Origin of the sequence: Kitasatospora sp. NBC_00315, from assembly GCF_041435095.1 — a bacterium.
GTDB lineage: Bacteria > Actinomycetota > Actinomycetes > Streptomycetales > Streptomycetaceae > Kitasatospora.
The window spans coordinates 1,169,387-1,185,419 of the sequence record NZ_CP108025.1; the positions used below are offsets into that span (position 1 = coordinate 1,169,387).

The following is a 16,033-nucleotide window of genomic DNA, read 5'->3' on the forward strand; positions in this document are numbered from 1 at the left end:
GCCGCCACGACAGCGCAACCGAGCGAGGCGGAGCCGGGCCTGGGGAACCGGACCGAACTGGCACCGAGCCGAAGTGGGGCACGGGCCGACATGGGACACGGCGCCGCGTCCGGGGGCGGCCCGGGGCGGCGCCGAGGCACCCACGGGTCGCCGCCCGCTGCGCCGTCCCGCGCCGTCCTGCGTGGTCCTGCGCCGTCCTGCGCCGTCCTGCGCGGCTCCGCCGCAGTCCTGCGACCGGGAAGCCTCTCCGACGCTTCGTCAGGCCGGCCCGCGGCCGAGCCCGCAGGCCTCGGTGAAGGCGAGGGCCCGGCGGGTGATCTCCGGCCAGTCCCCGGCCGCGACCACGGCGGGCGCCACCACGTCCGTACCGGCGCAGACGGCGAGCGCGCCGTGGGCGAGGAACTCAGCCGCGTTGCCGGCGTTGACGCCGCCGGAGGCCACCAGCGGGACCTCGGGGTAGGGGCCCCGCAGGTCCTTGAAGTAGCCGGGGCCGAAGGCCTTGGCGGGGAAGATCTTCACCGCGGCGGCGCCGAGATCGACGGCCTGCGCGACCTCGGTGGGGGTGAGGGCTCCGAGTACGACCGGCACACCGGCCGTGTGGGCGGCCTGCGCGACCTCGGGCCGGCAGCCGGGGGTGACCAGGAAGCCCGCGCCGGCCGCGATGCCCCTGACGGCCTGGTCGGCGGTCAGCACGGTGCCCACCCCGACCCGCCACCCGGCGGCCGCGGCCCTGGTCAGATGGTCCGTCACATCGGGTGTGGTGTAGGTGAACTCCACCCAGGTGATGCCTCCGGCGGCGAGCGCGGCGCAGAGCGCGGCGGCGTCGGGTATCCGGGGCGCGCGGACGACGGCGACGACCGGGTCCGCGGCGAGCGCCGCCCGGGTGGTGGTGACGACGGTGCTGGCAGTGCTCACAGGGCTCGGGTTCCTTGTTCGGTGCGGCGCAGCGCGCGGCCCGGCAGGGCGCCGGTGGTGCGGCCCTGCTCGACGACGGCGGCGCCGTTGACGTAGACGTACTCGATGCCGGCGGCCGGGAGCCGGGGCCGGTCGAAGGTGGCGGTGTCCTGGACCCGCTCGGGGTCGAAGAGCACCAGGTCGGCGTGGTGGCCGGGCCGGATCAGGCCGCGCCGGTCCAGTCCGAGCCGGCGGGCCGGGCGGCCGGTCATCCGGGCGATCGTCTCCTCCAGTGTGAGAACTCCCAACTCGCGGCTGTAGCGGGCGAGGTAGCGGGGAAAGGTGCCCCAGGCCCGGGGGTGCGGCCGGGCGCCGACCAGCAGCCCGTCGCTGCCGACGGTGTGCGCGGGGTGACGCATGATCGCCCGGACGTTCTCCTCGTGACCGACGTGCTGGAGGATGCCGGTGGCGAGCCGGTCCTCCCGCAGCAGGTCGAGGAAGACGTCGGTGCCGCTGCGGCCCTGGGCCGCCCCGAGTTCGGCGACGGTACGGCCGACCAGGCCGGCCAGCCGCTCACTGCCCACCCCGGAGATCTGGATGGTGGTCCAGTCGGTCACCACGCCGTGGCAGCCGTCGCTGCCCTTCTCCTCCACCTCGATCCGGATCCGCTCCCGGGCACCCGGGTCCTCCAGCCGGGCGAGGGTTCGCTCCGGGCCGCCCTCGGTGGCCCAACTCGGAAGCAGCGCGGCCAGGGTGGTGGAACCGGGCAGGTAGGGGTAGCTGTCCAGGGTGAGGTCGCAGCCGGCCGCGAGGGCGCGGTCGAGGAGGGCGAGCAGCTCGCCCGCCCGGCCCCGGTTGACGCCGAAGTTCATGGTGGCGTGGGTGAGGTGCAGCGGGCAGCCGGAGCGGCGGGCGATCTCCACCATCTCGGCGTAGCCCTCCAGCGCCCCCGCTCCGTAGGAGCGCTGGTGCGGGGCGTGGTAGCCGCCGTGCTCGGCGACCACCCGGCAGAGGGCGACCAGCTCGTCGGTGTCGGCGTACATCCCGGGGGTGTAGCTGAGCCCGCTGGACATGCCGACCGCGCCCTCGGCCAGCCCCTGGGCCACCAGGGCGCGCATCCGGTCGAGTTCGGCCCCGGTGGGCGGGCGGTTGTCCCAGCCCATCGCGAGCATCCGGACGGATCCGTGCGGCACCAGGTAGCAGGCGTTGACGGCGACGCCCCGGTCGAGCCGGTCCAGGTACTGGCCGACGTTGCGCCAGTTCCAGTCGAAGCCCTCCGGGTCGCCGTTCCAGCCGACGATCTGGCGGCGCAGCGCGGCCAGTGTGGTGTCGTCGACGGGTGCGTAGGACAGGCCGTCCTGACCGAGGACCTCGCAGGTGACGCCCTGGGTGACCCGGGAGGGGTGGGCCGGTTCGACCAGTAGTCGCAGGTCGGAGTGGGCGTGCATGTCGATGAAGCCGGGGGCGAGGACGAGGCCGTCGGCCTCGATCGTCCGGCCGGTGGCGGGCCGGGTGAGGCCGTGGCCGATCTCGGCGATCGTGCCGTCGGTGACCCGGACGTCGGCGCGCCGGCGGTCGGCGCCGCTGCCGTCGACCACGGTCGCTCCGCGAACGAGCAGGTCCGGCATCAGGAGTTCCTCCGGACGGCGAGCGGGTCCGGCATCAGAAGTACGTCCGGATCAGGTCGACGACGCGCGGGGCCGGGCTGTCGGCGTCGTCCAGGACGGGGATCAGCGTCCACTTGTCGAAGGCCGTGCACGGGTGCGAGAGGCCGAGCCGGACGACCGCGCCGACGGGGGCGAGAGCGCCCGCTCCGACCAGGAAGGCGTGCTGGTCGTTGAGTCGCTCGACCCGCGCACCACTGCCCACCGGGCTGACGGTGCCGTCGACGCCGCGCACGCTCTGCGGCTCGGGCATGCCCTCGTCGTAGGGCAGGTCGCGCTTGCCGGCGTCGAGCAGCGACAGCTGCGGCTCGGGGTGCGACACGACCCGGGCCCAGCCGTGCAGGGCGGAGCGCAGCGGGGTGCCGGCGCCGCGCGCGAGCGGGGAGATCCCCCGGTAGAAGCCGTCGTCGTGAGCGAGGTAGGCGCCGGAACGCAGGACCGCCCCGGCTCCGGCGAAGGGCCGCAGGATCTCGGCGACGGTGTCGAAGTAGGCGCTGCCGCCCGCCGTGACGACCGGCTGCTCGCTCTCGTAGCGGTCGGCGAGTTCGTGGTGCAGCGCTTCGAGCTGGTGCAGGTACCGGCGGACGGCGCCGAGCCCGGCCTCGCTCGCGTCGTGGGCGAGCGCGCCCTCGTAGCCGCCGATGCCGGCCAGCCGCAGCGTGGGGGCCCGCCGGACGGCCTCGGCGACCTCGACCGCCTCGGGGACGGTCCGGGCGCCGGTGCGACCGCCGGGGCCGCCGAGCTCGACCAGCACCTCGACCGGGCGGCGGGCGCCGGCGGCGCGCAGCGCCAGGTCCATCAGCCGCACGCTCTCGGTGGAGTCGACCCAAGAGGTGAACGCGAAGCCGGGGTCGGCGTCGAGTTCGGCGGCGAGCCAGCCGAGGCCGGCCGGGTCGAGCAGCGTGTTGGCGAGCTGGACGCGGGCGACGCCGAAGGCGCGGGCGACGCGCAGCTGGGGGAGGTTGGCGAGGGTGATGCCGTGGGCGCCGGCGTCGAGCTGCGCCTTCCAGAGGGCCGGGGCCATCGTGGTCTTGCCGTGCGGGGCGAGCGCGACGCCGGCCTCGGCGCACCAGGCCGCCATCGTGCGCAGGTTGTGCTCCAGTGCACCGGCGTCGAGGGTGAGCAGCGGGGTGCCGAGGTCGGCGAGGGTGGGGCCGGTGGCGAGGTACTCCCGGACGGTCAGGCCCCACGCGGCGGGGGGCAGGGCCTTGAAGCGCCAGTCGAGGGTCTCGTCGGCGAGCGCCGCGACCTTCGCGGCGTCGATTCCGCCGCCCGCGCTGCCGCCCTCGCCGCCGCTGCTCGCGTACGTCTGGTTCACCCGTGTGCCTCCGGTCGTTCCCCGGGCCTGTTCGTCCCCGTCCGCGCGGTCGCGGCAGGTTGCAACATGTGCAACGACTATTGCATATGTTGATGAACCGGTTCTAGCATCAGCCCGGGACAGAGGTCAACGGCCTCCCATCGCGACCGGGCACCCACCCGGCCGACGGTCACCGCGTGAGGCGAGGGAGCGCACCAGATGGCAGGACGAGCCACCACGGCCGCAGGGATCCAGGAGGCTCCGGGCCTCCCGGAGGCGGTGTGCCTGGGCGAGTCGATGGCCGTCCTGCTGCCGGAACGACCGGGGCCGCTGGAGACGGTGGACGGTTTCCGCCTCTCGGTGGGCGGCGCGGAGTCCAACGTGGCCGGCGCACTGGCGGCGCTCGGTGTGCGCAGCGGCTGGATCAGCCGGGTCGGCGACGACGGCTTCGGCCGCCGCCTCACCGGCGAACTCGCCGCGCGCGGGGTGGACGTCTCGGCGGTGACGGTGGACCCCACCCGCCCCACCGGGATGTACCTCAAGGAGGTCGGCGGCTCCACCGGCGCCCCGCACGACCTCGGCGGCGGGCGCAGCCGTCTGCACTACTACCGGTCCGGTTCGGCGGCCTCCGCCCTCTCCCCCGCCCTGCTCGACGATCCGGTGGCCGCCCGGCTGCTCGCCGGTGCCCGGCTGCTGCACCTGTCCGGTATCACCGCCGCGCTCTCGGACGACTGTCTGGCGCTGCTCCGACTGCTGCTCGGAGCGCCCCGCCGGGGACGGCTGACCAGCTTCGACCTGAACTGGCGCCCGGCCCTCTGGCACCGGCGGGACCCGGCCGTGCTGCCCGCCCTGATGGACGCCGCCGATCTGCTGCTGCTCGGCGCGGACGAGGCCGAGGCCGTACTCGGCGCCGGTGAGCCGCAGGCCCTGCGCGAGCGCTTCCGCTCCCCGGCGACCGTGGTGGTCAAGGACGCCGACCGGCTGGTCACGGCCGTCGGACGGGACGGCGTAGCGGTCAGCGAACCGGCGCTGACCGTCGAGGTGGTCGAGGTGACGGGGGCGGGTGACGCCTTCGCCGCCGGCTACCTGGCCGGGACCCTGCGCGGCCTGGACCAGCGCCGCCGCCTGCGCCTCGGCCACCTGAGCGCCGCCTGCGCCCTGACCGCGCACGGCGACGTGGGGGATCTGCCGCCCGGGCCGGTGGTCACGGCCCTGCTGGAGGCCCCGGCCGGGGCCTGGGCCGACACCCGGGTCACGGCGGATGGCATCGTGTCCCCGGTACTCCCCGCGAGCCCGCCCCGGCGGGCCGCGTCCCCCGTGCTTGGAGCGAGATGAGCCAGACCGTCACCCGTGCCCTGCGCCTGCTCGCCGAGCTCGGCGAGGGTGAGCGCTCCCTCGACCAGTTGGCCGAGCTGCTCGGCGTGCACAAGACCACCGCGCTGCGGCTGCTGCAGAGCCTGGAGGAGGAGCGCTTCGTCTACCGCGACGCCGCCTACCGCTACCACCTGGGCGCCGGGCTGTTCGCCCTCTCCAGCCTGGCGCTGGAACAGCGCGGGGTCCGCCGGGCGGCCGCACCGCACCTGGCGGCGCTGAACTCGGCGACCGGACAGACCGTCCACCTGGCCGCCTACGAGGGCGGCGAGGTGGTCTACATCGACAAGTACGACTCCCGGCACCCGGTCAGGATGTACTCGCGGATCGGCCTGCGCGCGGCGCTGCACTGCGCGGCGGTGTCCAAGGTGCTGCTCGCGGACCTGCCGGTGCCCGAGCGGCGCCGGGTGGTGGCGGGCATCGACTTCACGCCGTACACGGCGAACACCCTGACCACGCCCGAGGCCCTGCTGGCCGAGCTGGAGACGGTCGCCGCGCGGGGCTGGGCGCAGGACCACGCGGAGCACGAGTCGTTCATCAACTGCGTCGCCGCCCCGATCCGGGACGCCACCGGTCGGGTGGTCGCGGCCGCCTCGATATCGGTTCCCGACGTGCTGCTGCCGTACGAGCGCGTGCTGGAGCTGCTGCCGCAGCTGCTGACCACCGCCCGGGCCGTGTCGGCCGACTGCGGCCTGTCCGGCCCCTGACCGGGCCCCCGGCCCGTCCGGCCCCTGCCAACTTGCCCACCTGCCCACCTGCCCAGCTGCCCACCTGCCCACCTGCCCACCGACCGCACCATCCGGGGACACCCGGCACGAGAGACGAGCGAGCACCCCACCATGAGCGACAAGGTCGAGATCCGTACCGACGGCGCCCCCGCCCCCGCCTGGATGTTCTCCCAGGGCGTCCGCAAGGGCCCGATCCTGCAGGTGTCCGGCCAGGGCCCGCAGGATCCGGCGACCGCCGAGTACCTCTTCCCCGGCGACGTGAAGGCGCAGACCCGGCGCACGCTGGAGAACGTCAAGGCGATCGTCGAGGCCGGCGGGGCCACCATCGAGGACGTGGTGATGTTCCGCGTCTACCTCACCAAGCGCTCCGACTTCGCTCTGATGAACGAGGTGTACGCCGCCTTCATCGACGAGAACATCGAGCCGGGTGGCGTCAAGCCGTGCCGGACCACCATCTTCTGCGAGCTGCCGCAGGAGCCGATGCTGGTGGAGATCGACGCCCAGGCCGTGATCGGCTGACGGCGGTTCGGGCCACCGGTACCCGGGCCCGCCCGGACGGTTGTGGGACCGTCCGGGCGGGTCTTCGCGCCGGCCGGCGGGCGCGGGCGTTCGCCCCGGCCGCGAGCCGCGGGCCTTGGCGCTGTGGCGCTAGGTGAGATCCATCGCTTCGTCCGGCTGCGCGGCGGCGTTCTCCCTCGCGAGGAACCACTCGATCAGCCGCCGGCCCTCGACGGCCGAGCCACCGGTGCTGTACCCGTACTGGCTTGGCGCGTAGTCGTTTCCGTACTTGTCCTTCAGCGCGGCCAGCACGTTCCTCGCCTCGGTCGGGGTGAGCTTGTGGTTGTCGTTGAACATCTCGCCGAGTTTGACCTCGATGTCCTTCGCCCTGTTCGCCTTGTTGAAGCTGTCCAGCGGCGCCGGCAGCCTGTCACGCATCGATGAGAGCTGCTGGGCGGTCGCCTCCTGCTGGCGCGCGTGGGCGGCCGCGATGGCCTCCGCCATCTGCCGGGCCTCCGGCGAGGAGTTGCTGCCCAACTGGGTGCGGTCCAGCGACGGGTAGAGCGTCTCCGCGACGTAGGGGCGGGTGTCCCAGAGCGAGCTCTGCTTGTTGTGGATGTGGCCCACCGAGGCGTCCGCCGTGATGTCGATCCACGCCAGCTCCTGCTTCAACCCGGAGACCGGATCCGTCCTGATCACCACCAGGTCGGGCCGGGTGGCGCCGTGCGTCACCTGGGTGCTGATGGTGATGTCGTCGTCCAGGGTCGGGCCCACCTCGTCGCGGATGAGGCCGTTCGCCATGGTCTCGACCGCGTAGCCGAACTGGCGCGGGAACAGGCCCTCGATCGCCGCCCTCCGCTCCGGGGTGGTGGCCGGGTCGATCCACTCGTTGTAACTGTTCACCCAGTTCCTGGTGTGGCCGTCGATGACCGGCACGGCGCCCGGATCGGACAGCACCGCGGCGGCCGCCCGCTCCACCCGGGCGTCGATCTGCTCGGCGATGCCCTCGACCATAAGCTTGTCGGCGGGCGGCAGCGTCCGGCCGTCCATGTGCACCGACAGGACCCCGAACTTGGCGCCGTCCGGCTCGAAGAGACCGTGGTCGAAGGTCCCGTGGACGGTCTCCTCCCCGGGGCCGGAGGTCGCGGCCCAGACGTGGCTGCCCTCGGCCCACTCCCCCGGCAGACGGCCGGGCTCGGCCTCCCAGGTGCGGTGGGTGCTCGGGTCCGCCCAGACCGTCCGCCCGTCCTCGCCGTGGATCAGGGCCAGTGCGTGCCCCTCCTCCCCCGGCTTGCCGAACAGCACCGTGGAGAACGTGCCGGGCCCCGCCTCCCTGACCTGCTCCAGCAGCGAGTCCACCCCCTGCTGGTCGACGCCGTGCTGGTGCGGTGCGTCGTGACGCTTCAACAGCGTCCAGGCGGGCGAGTCCTCCGGCCGGCCGTGGTACGGATGGCCCGAGGGGCGCGGCCGACCGTAGTGGGTGTCGCGCAGCGCCTCGGTCGCCTCCAGGCAGCTGTGCAGACGGTCACCGTCGCGGCTCCCGGCGTGCGGGTTGACGGCTGCCAGCAGCTCGGGGGTCGGCTTGGGGAACCTGCCCTCGCCGGTGCCCCGGAGATGCTCGTTCAGCGCGTCGAACTGCTCACGGGTCGGCGGCTCCAGCCCACGGTCGCGAAGCACCGCCTCGGTGTTCTCGTACGAGGGTGTGCGCTGCCGCTTCGCGGGCGGCGCGCCGTCCTCGGAGGTGAACGCCTCCTCCCGGGAGCGCTTGCCGCCCTTCGGGGCCTGCTCGTGCGGGGCCTGCTCGTGCGGGGTCGGGCGGCCGGGGCCCTGCTCGTGCTTGGGTTCTAACGGTCCTCGCAACACCCGCGATCTGTGGGAGTTGCGAGGACCGTGGGCGTTGGGCGTGATGATCTTGCTGGGTTGCGGGAGCGTTTCCTGGAGCGGCTGGATGTCGTAGGCAGCGTGACCGTGGCGGCGCGTGAGCTGGGGATGAACCGGAACACTGCCTTCGCCTGGGCCCGGAAGGCCGGACGGAGGTCGGTGGGCCCGCCGCGCCGGCATCCGCGGCGGGACGAGTACGAGCGGCTCCGGGCCGGGGGTGTCGCGCGTCGGGAGGCGGTCCGGCAAGTCGGGGTGAACGAGCGCACGGCCAGGGACTGGGACCAGGGCGTCAAGAAGAGCGCCACGACGCGGACCTATCCCGACGGCCGCCATGTCGACTACGCGGCAGGAACCGTCACGATGGGCCGTGTGACCACAGCACCCGTGGGCCTGGCCGCCCTGGACAAGCAACTCCACCCGAGGTTCCTGACGCTGGCCGAGCGCGAACAGATCCGCGATCTGCGCGCGTCAGGCCACTCGTTGCGGGCGATCGGACGCACCCTGGACCGGCCGGCGAGCACGATCAAGCGGGAGCTCGACGCGAACTCCGGCAGCGAGGACTACCACCCCTACGCGGCCCACCGGGCGGCCGCCGCGCGCCGGCCCCGGCCCAAGGACCGCAAACTGCTGCGCGAGGGACGACTGCGCCGCTTCGTCCGGGACGGACTGCGCAGACGGTGGTCGCCCGAGCAGATCTGCCACGCTCTGCTGAGGGAGCATCCCGACGACGAGAGCATGCGGGTGAGCGTGGAGACGATCTACCAGGCGCTGTATTTCCAGGCCCGCGGCGCTCTGAAGCGGGAAGTGCAGGCGGCCGTCCGCTCCGGGCGGACCCGCCGCAAGCCACGCCGGGACCCTGAGCGGCGCACTTCCCGGTTCATCGACCCGATGGTGATGATCAGCGACCGCCCCGCCGACGTCGAGGACCGGGCCGTGCCCGGTCACTGGGAAGGCGACCTGATCATCGGTGCGGGCGGGCGCTCCGCGATCGCCACCCTGGTCGAGCGAAGCACGCGTTACACCATGCTGGTTCACCTGCCGGGCGGAGCCCATGACGCCGAGACCGTCCGCGACGGGCTCGTCCGCACCGTCCAGACCCTGCCCGCCCACCTGCGCGGTTCTCTCACCTGGGACCAGGGCAGCGAGATGGCACGCCACAAGCAGTTCAGCATGGCCACCGACATGCCCGTCTACTTCTGCGACCCGGCCTCGCCCTGGCAACGCGGCTCGAACGAGAACACCAACGGGCTGCTGCGGCAGTACTTCCCGAAAGGCACCGACCTGAGCCTGCACGGTCCCGAAGACCTCGAACACGTCGCCCAGGAGCTCAACGGCCGCCCACGCAAGACGCTCGGCTGGGATACCCCAGCCGAGCGCCTACGTGATCTACTCACCACCTGAAACCAAGTGGTGTTGCAACGACCCCTTGAACCCAAGGTGCGGGGTCGGGCGGCCGGGGCCCTGCTCGTGCGGGGTCGGTTCGTGCGGCGTCGGGAACGCCTCGTCGCGCGACCGCTTGGTACCGCGCGGCGCCTGCTCCTGCGGCGCGTGCGTGCCGTGCGCCGCGCCGGCCGGACCCTGACCGGCGGGCCTCGGCCGGACGGGACCCAGCCGCAACCCCGTGCCGCCCGGCTCGACCGCCCGGGGTCGGCCGACCGGCCCGGTGGCGATCGGTGGCTCGTGGGGCGCGGAGGGCCGGGGCGGCGGCGCGGCATGCGTGGTGCCACCGCCACCGTGACCGGTCGGGGCCGACATGGCGGGCATCGCCGGCATACCGCTCGGTGCCCCGGTGCCGGCCGGCGTCTCGCCCGGCCGGATCCCCTGGGTCGATCCGTCGCCGCCGAACGGGCGGTCACCGCCGGACGTGCGGTCGCCGGCGGACGTGGACGTGAGGGTCGGCCCGGAGGCCAGGTGCGTGGTGCCCGGCCCGGAGTCGGTTCGGATGTCCGGGGAGGCCGTCGCCGAGGCGTGCGGAGCGCTCACCGGACCGGCCGAACCGGCGCCGCCGATGTGGGCACCCGCCGCCCCACCACCGCCACCGGCAGCGACATGCGCCGGGGCCGGGGTCGGGGCGGGGGTCGAGGCGGGCACCGAACCGCCGCCGTCGTGCGACGCGGCCGGGACGGGAGCGGGCGCCGCCTCGGCGGCCGGACGCGGCCCGGCGCCGCCGGAGGCCCCGTCATGGACCTGGCCCCCGCCGACCGGTGCCTCCGTGGCGACGGGGTGCGGGACCGCGTCGGTGTGGGGCACGGCGCCGACCGCCGGTGCACCGGCGTCCGCGTGCGGGCGCTGCTCCGGCACCCCGCCCGAACTGGTCTCGGTACGGACGGGGACCGGGTCGCTGCGGACGCCCGCCGGCTCCGCGTGAACGGCAACCGGGTCGGTGTGCGCAACCGCCGGGTCGCTGCGGACGCCCGCCGGCTCCGCGTGAACGGCAACCGGGTCGGTGTGCGCAACCGCCGGGTCGCTGCGGACGCCCGCCGGCTCCGCGTGAACGGCAACCGGGTCGGCGGACGCGCCTCGCTCGGCGGCGGGCGGGGTTTCCACGGCGGGCTGGTGGGCATCGGTGCCCTGGTACGGCACCGGTCCGGCGGTGGTTTCCGCCGGCGGACGGACCGCGCCCTCGGCCCCGCCGTGGTCGATGCGAGCGGTCTCGCCGCCTCGAACGCCGTCCGGCTGGCTGCCGCCCTCGCGGACGCCCACCGGCTCGTGCGAGGGAACGGCCCCGCCCTCGGGCCCCGTCGCGTGCGAGGGAACGGCTGCTCCCTCGACCTGGTGTCCGCCGGTCGGGAACCCGCCCTCGGGCAGGCCGCGCGAGGTGGCGCCGCCCGTCTCATGGGTACCCGCCGTGGCGGCGCTCTCGTGCACAGGCGAGACCACCGGACCGGCGGCGGGCCGAGGCGCGGACGGACCGTCGGAGGAGAAGTGCGCCGTCGGGGCGTCCGCGGTCGGTCCCCTGCTGCTGCCGCCCACGGCGCCCGCGCTCCCCGACGAGGACGAGGGGGCCGGCGACGATGCCAGGTCATGGGTGGATTCGGTGGACGGCGCAGGTGCAGTTGCCGGGGCCTTGGACGGTGCCGGAGCCGGGGCGGCGTCCGGGGCCCCGGCACCGTGGACGGTGCCGCCCGTACCGAGGTCCTTTCCGCCGCCCACCGGGGTCGGCAGGCCGTCGGCTCCGGTGTGCGCGCCGCCGCCGAGCGTCCCGCCGTGCGGGATGCCCTCGGGCGGTCCGTTGAAGTGGGACTTCACCGCCGAGGCACCCGCGTGCGCGCCGACGCCGCCGGCGCCGCCCAGGCCGGAGCCGAGCAGCGAACCGCCGTCGACCTTGCCCGTGGTGACCAGCTGGGTGGTCACGTCGGTTCCGACACCGGTGGCGGCGCCGTGCACCATCTTCCCCGCGGTGGTCTCCATCGCGTGGCCGAGACCGGCCTTGCCGGCGGCCGATCCCAGGCCCTTGCCGATGAGATGGCCGGACGCGCCGCCGACGGCTCCGCCCAGCGCGTTCTGCCCGAGCTCGTTGGCGTCGAAGCTCTTGCGGTGCCCCTCCATCATCTCGATGCCCTGGGCCATGGCGTTGATGGCCGCCATCTGGACGGCCTGCTTGATGGCGTGCTCCAGGGCCTCCTGGAGCAGCTTCTTGAGGAGTTGCTGGACGACCGTGCGGCTGATCCCGACCTCGATCGGGATCTGCGCCAGCGAGATCCCGGCGGTGAACGGCGCCTCGGCCTCCGCCGTGGCCACCTCGAAGGCCAGGATGGCGAGTTGGGCGATGATCTGGATCTTCGCCGTCTCGGCCGAGTTGGCCATGCCCTCCAGCATGTCGCCCATGCCGTTGCAGGCGTCGACCATCCCGGGGAGGAAGCCCGGATCCTGCTCGGTCCCCTTGCCGACGGTGTACTGGGCCCAGTGCTCGCCGAGGGCCTCGGCCGCCACACCCTGCTGGCCCTCCAACGCCCGTTTGAGGGCCGCGTCCGCGCCCTGTCCGGCGTCCCGCAGGCCCTCGCCGGCCTTGCGCCAGTGGTCCGCCATCTCGCGCAGCGCGTCCTCGTCGGCCTCGGGCCAGCGGGTGCCGGCCAGCAGCATGAGGACCCACTGCAGGGGCTCGGGTAGCTCGACTGCCATCGGTTCAGTGCCTTCCGGGGGTGCGGGGGGTCAGCGCGATTCCGCGCAGGGTGGCGCTGGGGAGCACGGGTGCCGTCACGCCGGACTCCGCTTCGAGGTTCGGTGAACGGTAGGTGCCCTGGGTGGCCAGGAGTTCCTCCTCCTGGTCGCTCAGGCTGCTGGTGAAGGCCGTCTCGGCGCCTTCGTAGCCGTCCACCATCGCCTTGAGTCCGTCCGCGATGTACTGCAGTCCGCCGGGCAGCCCCTTGAGGCCCTTGAGGGTGTCCTCGCTGTACTTCAGGTAGCCCTTGTCGCCCTCGGCGAACTTCTTCCCCGAGTCGTCGTCACCCCAGGGCGCGGAGGCCTGCATGCCGGCCAGGAACCCGCTCAGGGAGGCGTGCAGCGCCGCGATGCGGTCGGAGGCCGCGTGGATGGGGGCGATGGCCGCCTGGTACTGCTCGGGGCTGACCTTGAAACCGGTGCCGGCCGAACCCCCGCCGCCGGACCCAGTGGTGTCGGGGGTCGCCGGCCGCTCATGGGTGGTCTCCCCGGCCGTGACGCCCTGGATGCGCGTCGCCGCGGTCGGCTCCACCGCACTGACGCCCTGTCGGGCCGCCACCGTGCCCACCCGCTCGGCGGCCAGCGGCTCGGCGGCCACCCGCGCCGCCGTCGTCGGCTCCGCACTCCTGGGCTCCACGATCATCGGCTCCGTGGCCGTCGCCATCTGCCCGGGCGTCATCGCGACCGGTTCGGCGAGCGTCGCGAGCCGGGGCTCAACCGGCATGCGCTCGGTGGTCACGGCCCGCAACCGCTCCTGGGCGGGCGTCGCATCGGTGGCGCGCAGCTCGGCGCCTACTTCCTCATCCATGGCGTTTCCACATCGACGTGATCGGATCCCGGTCCGGGGACCGGCTGACTTCGGGCGGCTCCGGAGGAGCCCTGCGGTTCGGTTGCCGCCGGGCGGCGCCGGTACGGTCACCAGGGACCGGGCAGGAGCGGCGGCCGTGCGCGCGACACGGCGACCGGGCGGGAGACGGCGGGGCCCGGACGCCTCAGACGAGGGGCCGGCTTCCGGCGGCCGGGTGCGGCGCCGGTTCGGCCTGCGGCCGGTCGTGGTCCCGCTGCCGGCCGACGCCCTGCTCCCGGATGGCGCACAGCCGGGCGGTCGGCCCCTCCGGTTCGCCGAGCGGGCCACGGATCCGACCGGCCGCCCCCTGGACGACGTCGCGTTCCATCCGGACGGTGCCGCTCACCTGCCCACCCCCACTTCTCCTGCGCTCGGTCGGTACGGGCAACGGACTGACGATACGTCACTTTTGTACTCGCCCGTAACATCTGAATGACATGCCAGTGACATGACCGACCGTGAGCAGGGCCACGATACCGAGGGCCGGCCGGAGTCCCCCGCCCCGGCCGACGCCGGTCGCCTCCCGACAGCCTCCCGACCTCCCGGCCGGCCGCCGGGCCGACCGGGTACCCGGATGCCGCCAGCGGTGGCGGGGCGGGCGCGGCGCGCGGAGGCTTGGTGGACCCGCACCCAGCTCCGGAGGCCCGGCAGATGTCCGACACCGCCGTGACCGAGGCAGCGCCGCCCGCGCCGGCCGCCCTCAGCCGCCGCCAGACCAACGTCGTCTTCCTGACCATCGTGCTGGGCATGCTGATGGCGGCCCTCGACCAGACGATCGTCTCCACCGCGCTGCCGACGATCGTCGCGGATCTCGGCGGCGGCGGCCACATGGCCTGGGTGGTGACGGCCTACCTGCTCGCCGAGACGGTCGCGACCGTCCTGGTCGGCAAGTTCGGCGACCTGTTCGGCCGCAAGATCGTCTTCCAGCTGAGCGCGGTCGTCTTCATCGCCGGGTCGGTGGTGTCCGGCGCGGCCAACGGCATGACGGTGCTGATCATCGGCCGGGCGGTGCAGGGCGTCGGCGGCGGCGGGCTGATGGTGACCGCGATGGCGCTGATCGCCGACGTGATCCCTCTGCGCGAACGCGGCAAGTACCAGGGGGCACTGGGCGCGGTGTTCGGCGTCACCACCGTGGTCGGCCCCACGCTCGGCGGACTGTTCACCGACCACGCGTCCTGGCGCTGGTGCTTCTACGTGAACATCCCGATCGCGGCCGTGATGATCGTGATGGCGGCCCGCTCGATCCCCTCGGTCCGGGCGACCGTCCGGCCGGTGATCGACTATCTCGGCATCGTGCTGGTCGCGCTCGGCGCCTGCGGCCTGGTGCTCGGGCTGGAGTGGGGCGGCAACGAGTACGCCTGGAACTCCGCGGTGATCATCGGCCTGTTCGTGGGGTCGATCGTGCTGCTCACCGCGTTCGTCCTGGTCGAGCTGCGGGCGCCGGAGCCGATGCTGCCGATGCACCTGTTCCGCAACTCCGTCTTCACGGTCTGCTCGATCCTCAGCTTCATCGTCGGCTTCGCGATGCTCGGTGCGATGACGTACCTGCCGACGTACCTTCAGTTCGTCGACGGCGTGTCGGCGACCGGTTCGGGTGTGCGGACGCTGCCGATGGTGGTCGGTCTGCTCGGCACCTCGATGGTGTCCGGGATCGTGGTGAGCCGCACCGGCCGGTACCGGATCTTCCCGATCCTCGGCACCGCCGTGATGGCGGTCGGCCTCTATCTGATGTCGACGATGGACCGCTCGACCGGGACGTGGCTGGAGTCCCTCTACATGTTCATCCTGGGGCTCGGCATCGGCCTGGCGATGCAGGTCCTCACCATCGCCGTCCAGAACACCGTCCCCTACCACGAACTGGGCACCGCGACCTCGGGCGTGACCTTCTTCCGTACGCTCGGCAGCTCGTTCGGCACGGCCGTCTTCGGCACCCTGTTCAACAACCGGCTCGGGCCCAACCTGGAGCAGGCCTTCGCCCAGTCGCCGGGGGTCCCGCCGGAGGCGGTCCAGAGCCCCGCGGGTCTGCGCGCGCTGCCCGAGGCGCAGGCGCTGCCGTTCATCGACGCGTACGCCGACACCATCAACTACGTCTTCCAGTGGGTGGTGCCGGTCGCCCTGGTCGGCTTCGTGGTCGCCTGGTTCCTCAAGGAGGTCCCCCTGCGCGACAGCGCCCGGGCCGGCGCCTCGGACATGGGCGAGGGCTTCGGGGCGCCCGACAGCGCGGACGCGGACAAGCAGCTGGAGCGGGCACTGGCCAACGTGCTGCGCCGGACCAAGGGCCGCCCCGAGGTCGGTCGGCGCCTGCTGGCCGACTCCGGCAGCGCGGCCGCGCCGGAGCAGGCGTGGATGCTCGGTCAGATCTACTGGCGCACCCGCCTGCAGGGCGGCGCCGTGCTGAGCGCGATCGCGGCGGCGCACCACATGCCCGAGGAGGTGCTGCGGCCCGCCGCCGAACGGACCCTGGGCGCCGGGTACGCCGAGAGCGACGGCGACCGGCTCACCCTCACGCCGGCGGGTCAGCGCGAGGTCGACCGGTTGGCCGAGGCCTGGCGGCGCTGGCTCGACCACCACCTGGACGACTGGGACGTCACCGACCCCACCGACCGCGCCCGTCTGGACCGCGCCGTCGAATCCATCGCGGCCCGCCTCTTCGAGGACGACCAGCACGACGAACGGGTGCCCGCCTGAGAAC

General features: G+C 74.0%; 12 protein-coding genes. 5 read left to right on the plus strand and 7 right to left on the minus strand.

The window, feature by feature from the left end; genetic code table 11:
• Nucleotides 1-258 precede the first annotated feature (258 nt).
• Genes OG823_RS04940 through OG823_RS04950 form a run of 3 tightly spaced genes read right to left on the minus strand, consistent with a single transcriptional unit; the run spans nt 259 to nt 3,876 of the window.
• Nucleotides 259-915, minus strand: coding sequence for a bifunctional 4-hydroxy-2-oxoglutarate aldolase/2-dehydro-3-deoxy-phosphogluconate aldolase (locus OG823_RS04940; RefSeq protein WP_371477827.1), 657 nt, complete (start codon nt 913-915; stop codon nt 259-261).
• Nucleotides 912-2,522 carry an amidohydrolase family protein gene (locus OG823_RS04945; RefSeq protein ID WP_371477829.1) on the minus strand — a complete coding sequence of 537 codons (1,611 nt, stop codon included), beginning with the start codon at nt 2,520-2,522 and terminating at the stop codon, nt 912-914. The genes OG823_RS04940 and OG823_RS04945 overlap by 4 nt, the downstream gene beginning before the upstream one ends.
• A gap of 34 nt (nt 2,523-2,556) precedes the next feature.
• Nucleotides 2,557-3,876 (minus strand): alanine racemase, encoded by a 1,320-nt coding sequence (locus OG823_RS04950; RefSeq protein WP_371477831.1) that lies wholly within the window; start codon nt 3,874-3,876, stop codon nt 2,557-2,559.
• A gap of 198 nt (nt 3,877-4,074) precedes the next feature.
• On the opposite strand from OG823_RS04950, the gene OG823_RS04955 reads away from it, so the two are divergent.
• The 3 genes from OG823_RS04955 (at nt 4,075) to OG823_RS04965 (ending at nt 6,473) form a co-directional block, all read left to right on the plus strand.
• Nucleotides 4,075-5,190, plus strand: a complete 1,116-nt coding sequence (locus OG823_RS04955) for a sugar kinase (protein WP_371477832.1) — start codon at nt 4,075-4,077, stop codon at nt 5,188-5,190.
• Entirely contained in the window at nt 5,187-5,933 is a 747-nt protein-coding gene (locus OG823_RS04960; RefSeq protein ID WP_371477833.1) for an IclR family transcriptional regulator, read from the plus strand. Before OG823_RS04955 ends, OG823_RS04960 begins: the two co-directional genes overlap by 4 nt.
• Nucleotides 5,934-6,065: 132 nt before the next feature.
• Nucleotides 6,066-6,473, plus strand: a complete 408-nt coding sequence (locus tag OG823_RS04965; RefSeq protein WP_371477835.1) for a RidA family protein — start codon at nt 6,066-6,068, stop codon at nt 6,471-6,473.
• 129 nt (nt 6,474-6,602) lie between these two features.
• Here OG823_RS04965 and OG823_RS04970 read toward each other — a convergent pair whose 3' ends face one another.
• Nucleotides 6,603-8,315 carry a toxin glutamine deamidase domain-containing protein gene (locus OG823_RS04970; protein ID WP_371477836.1) on the minus strand — a complete coding sequence of 571 codons (1,713 nt, stop codon included), beginning with the start codon at nt 8,313-8,315 and terminating at the stop codon, nt 6,603-6,605.
• A gap of 378 nt (nt 8,316-8,693) precedes the next feature.
• On the opposite strand from OG823_RS04970, the gene OG823_RS04975 reads away from it, so the two are divergent.
• Nucleotides 8,694-9,734, plus strand: a complete 1,041-nt coding sequence (locus OG823_RS04975; RefSeq protein WP_371484309.1) for an IS30 family transposase — start codon at nt 8,694-8,696, stop codon at nt 9,732-9,734.
• On the opposite strand, the gene OG823_RS04980 is transcribed toward OG823_RS04975, so the two are convergent.
• The 3 genes from OG823_RS04980 to OG823_RS04990 all read right to left on the minus strand — a co-directional run bounded on the left by OG823_RS04980 (nt 9,720) and on the right by OG823_RS04990 (nt 13,687).
• The gene (locus OG823_RS04980) at nt 9,720-12,455 is read right to left on the minus strand and encodes a hypothetical protein (RefSeq protein ID WP_371477837.1); all 2,736 of its coding nucleotides are present in this window, start codon (nt 12,453-12,455) and stop codon (nt 9,720-9,722) included. The genes OG823_RS04975 and OG823_RS04980 overlap by 15 nt on opposite strands.
• A 4-nt stretch (nt 12,456-12,459) precedes the next feature.
• Nucleotides 12,460-13,302 (minus strand): hypothetical protein, encoded by an 843-nt coding sequence (locus OG823_RS04985; RefSeq protein WP_371477839.1) that lies wholly within the window; start codon nt 13,300-13,302, stop codon nt 12,460-12,462.
• A gap of 184 nt (nt 13,303-13,486) precedes the next feature.
• Nucleotides 13,487-13,687 carry a hypothetical protein gene (locus tag OG823_RS04990; protein ID WP_371477840.1) on the minus strand — a complete coding sequence of 67 codons (201 nt, stop codon included), beginning with the start codon at nt 13,685-13,687 and terminating at the stop codon, nt 13,487-13,489.
• 305 nt (nt 13,688-13,992) lie between these two features.
• On the opposite strand from OG823_RS04990, the gene OG823_RS04995 reads away from it, so the two are divergent.
• Complete coding sequence (locus tag OG823_RS04995; RefSeq protein ID WP_371477842.1) at nt 13,993-16,029, plus strand: DHA2 family efflux MFS transporter permease subunit; 2,037 nt, start codon at nt 13,993-13,995, stop codon at nt 16,027-16,029.
• Nucleotides 16,030-16,033 lie beyond the last annotated feature (4 nt).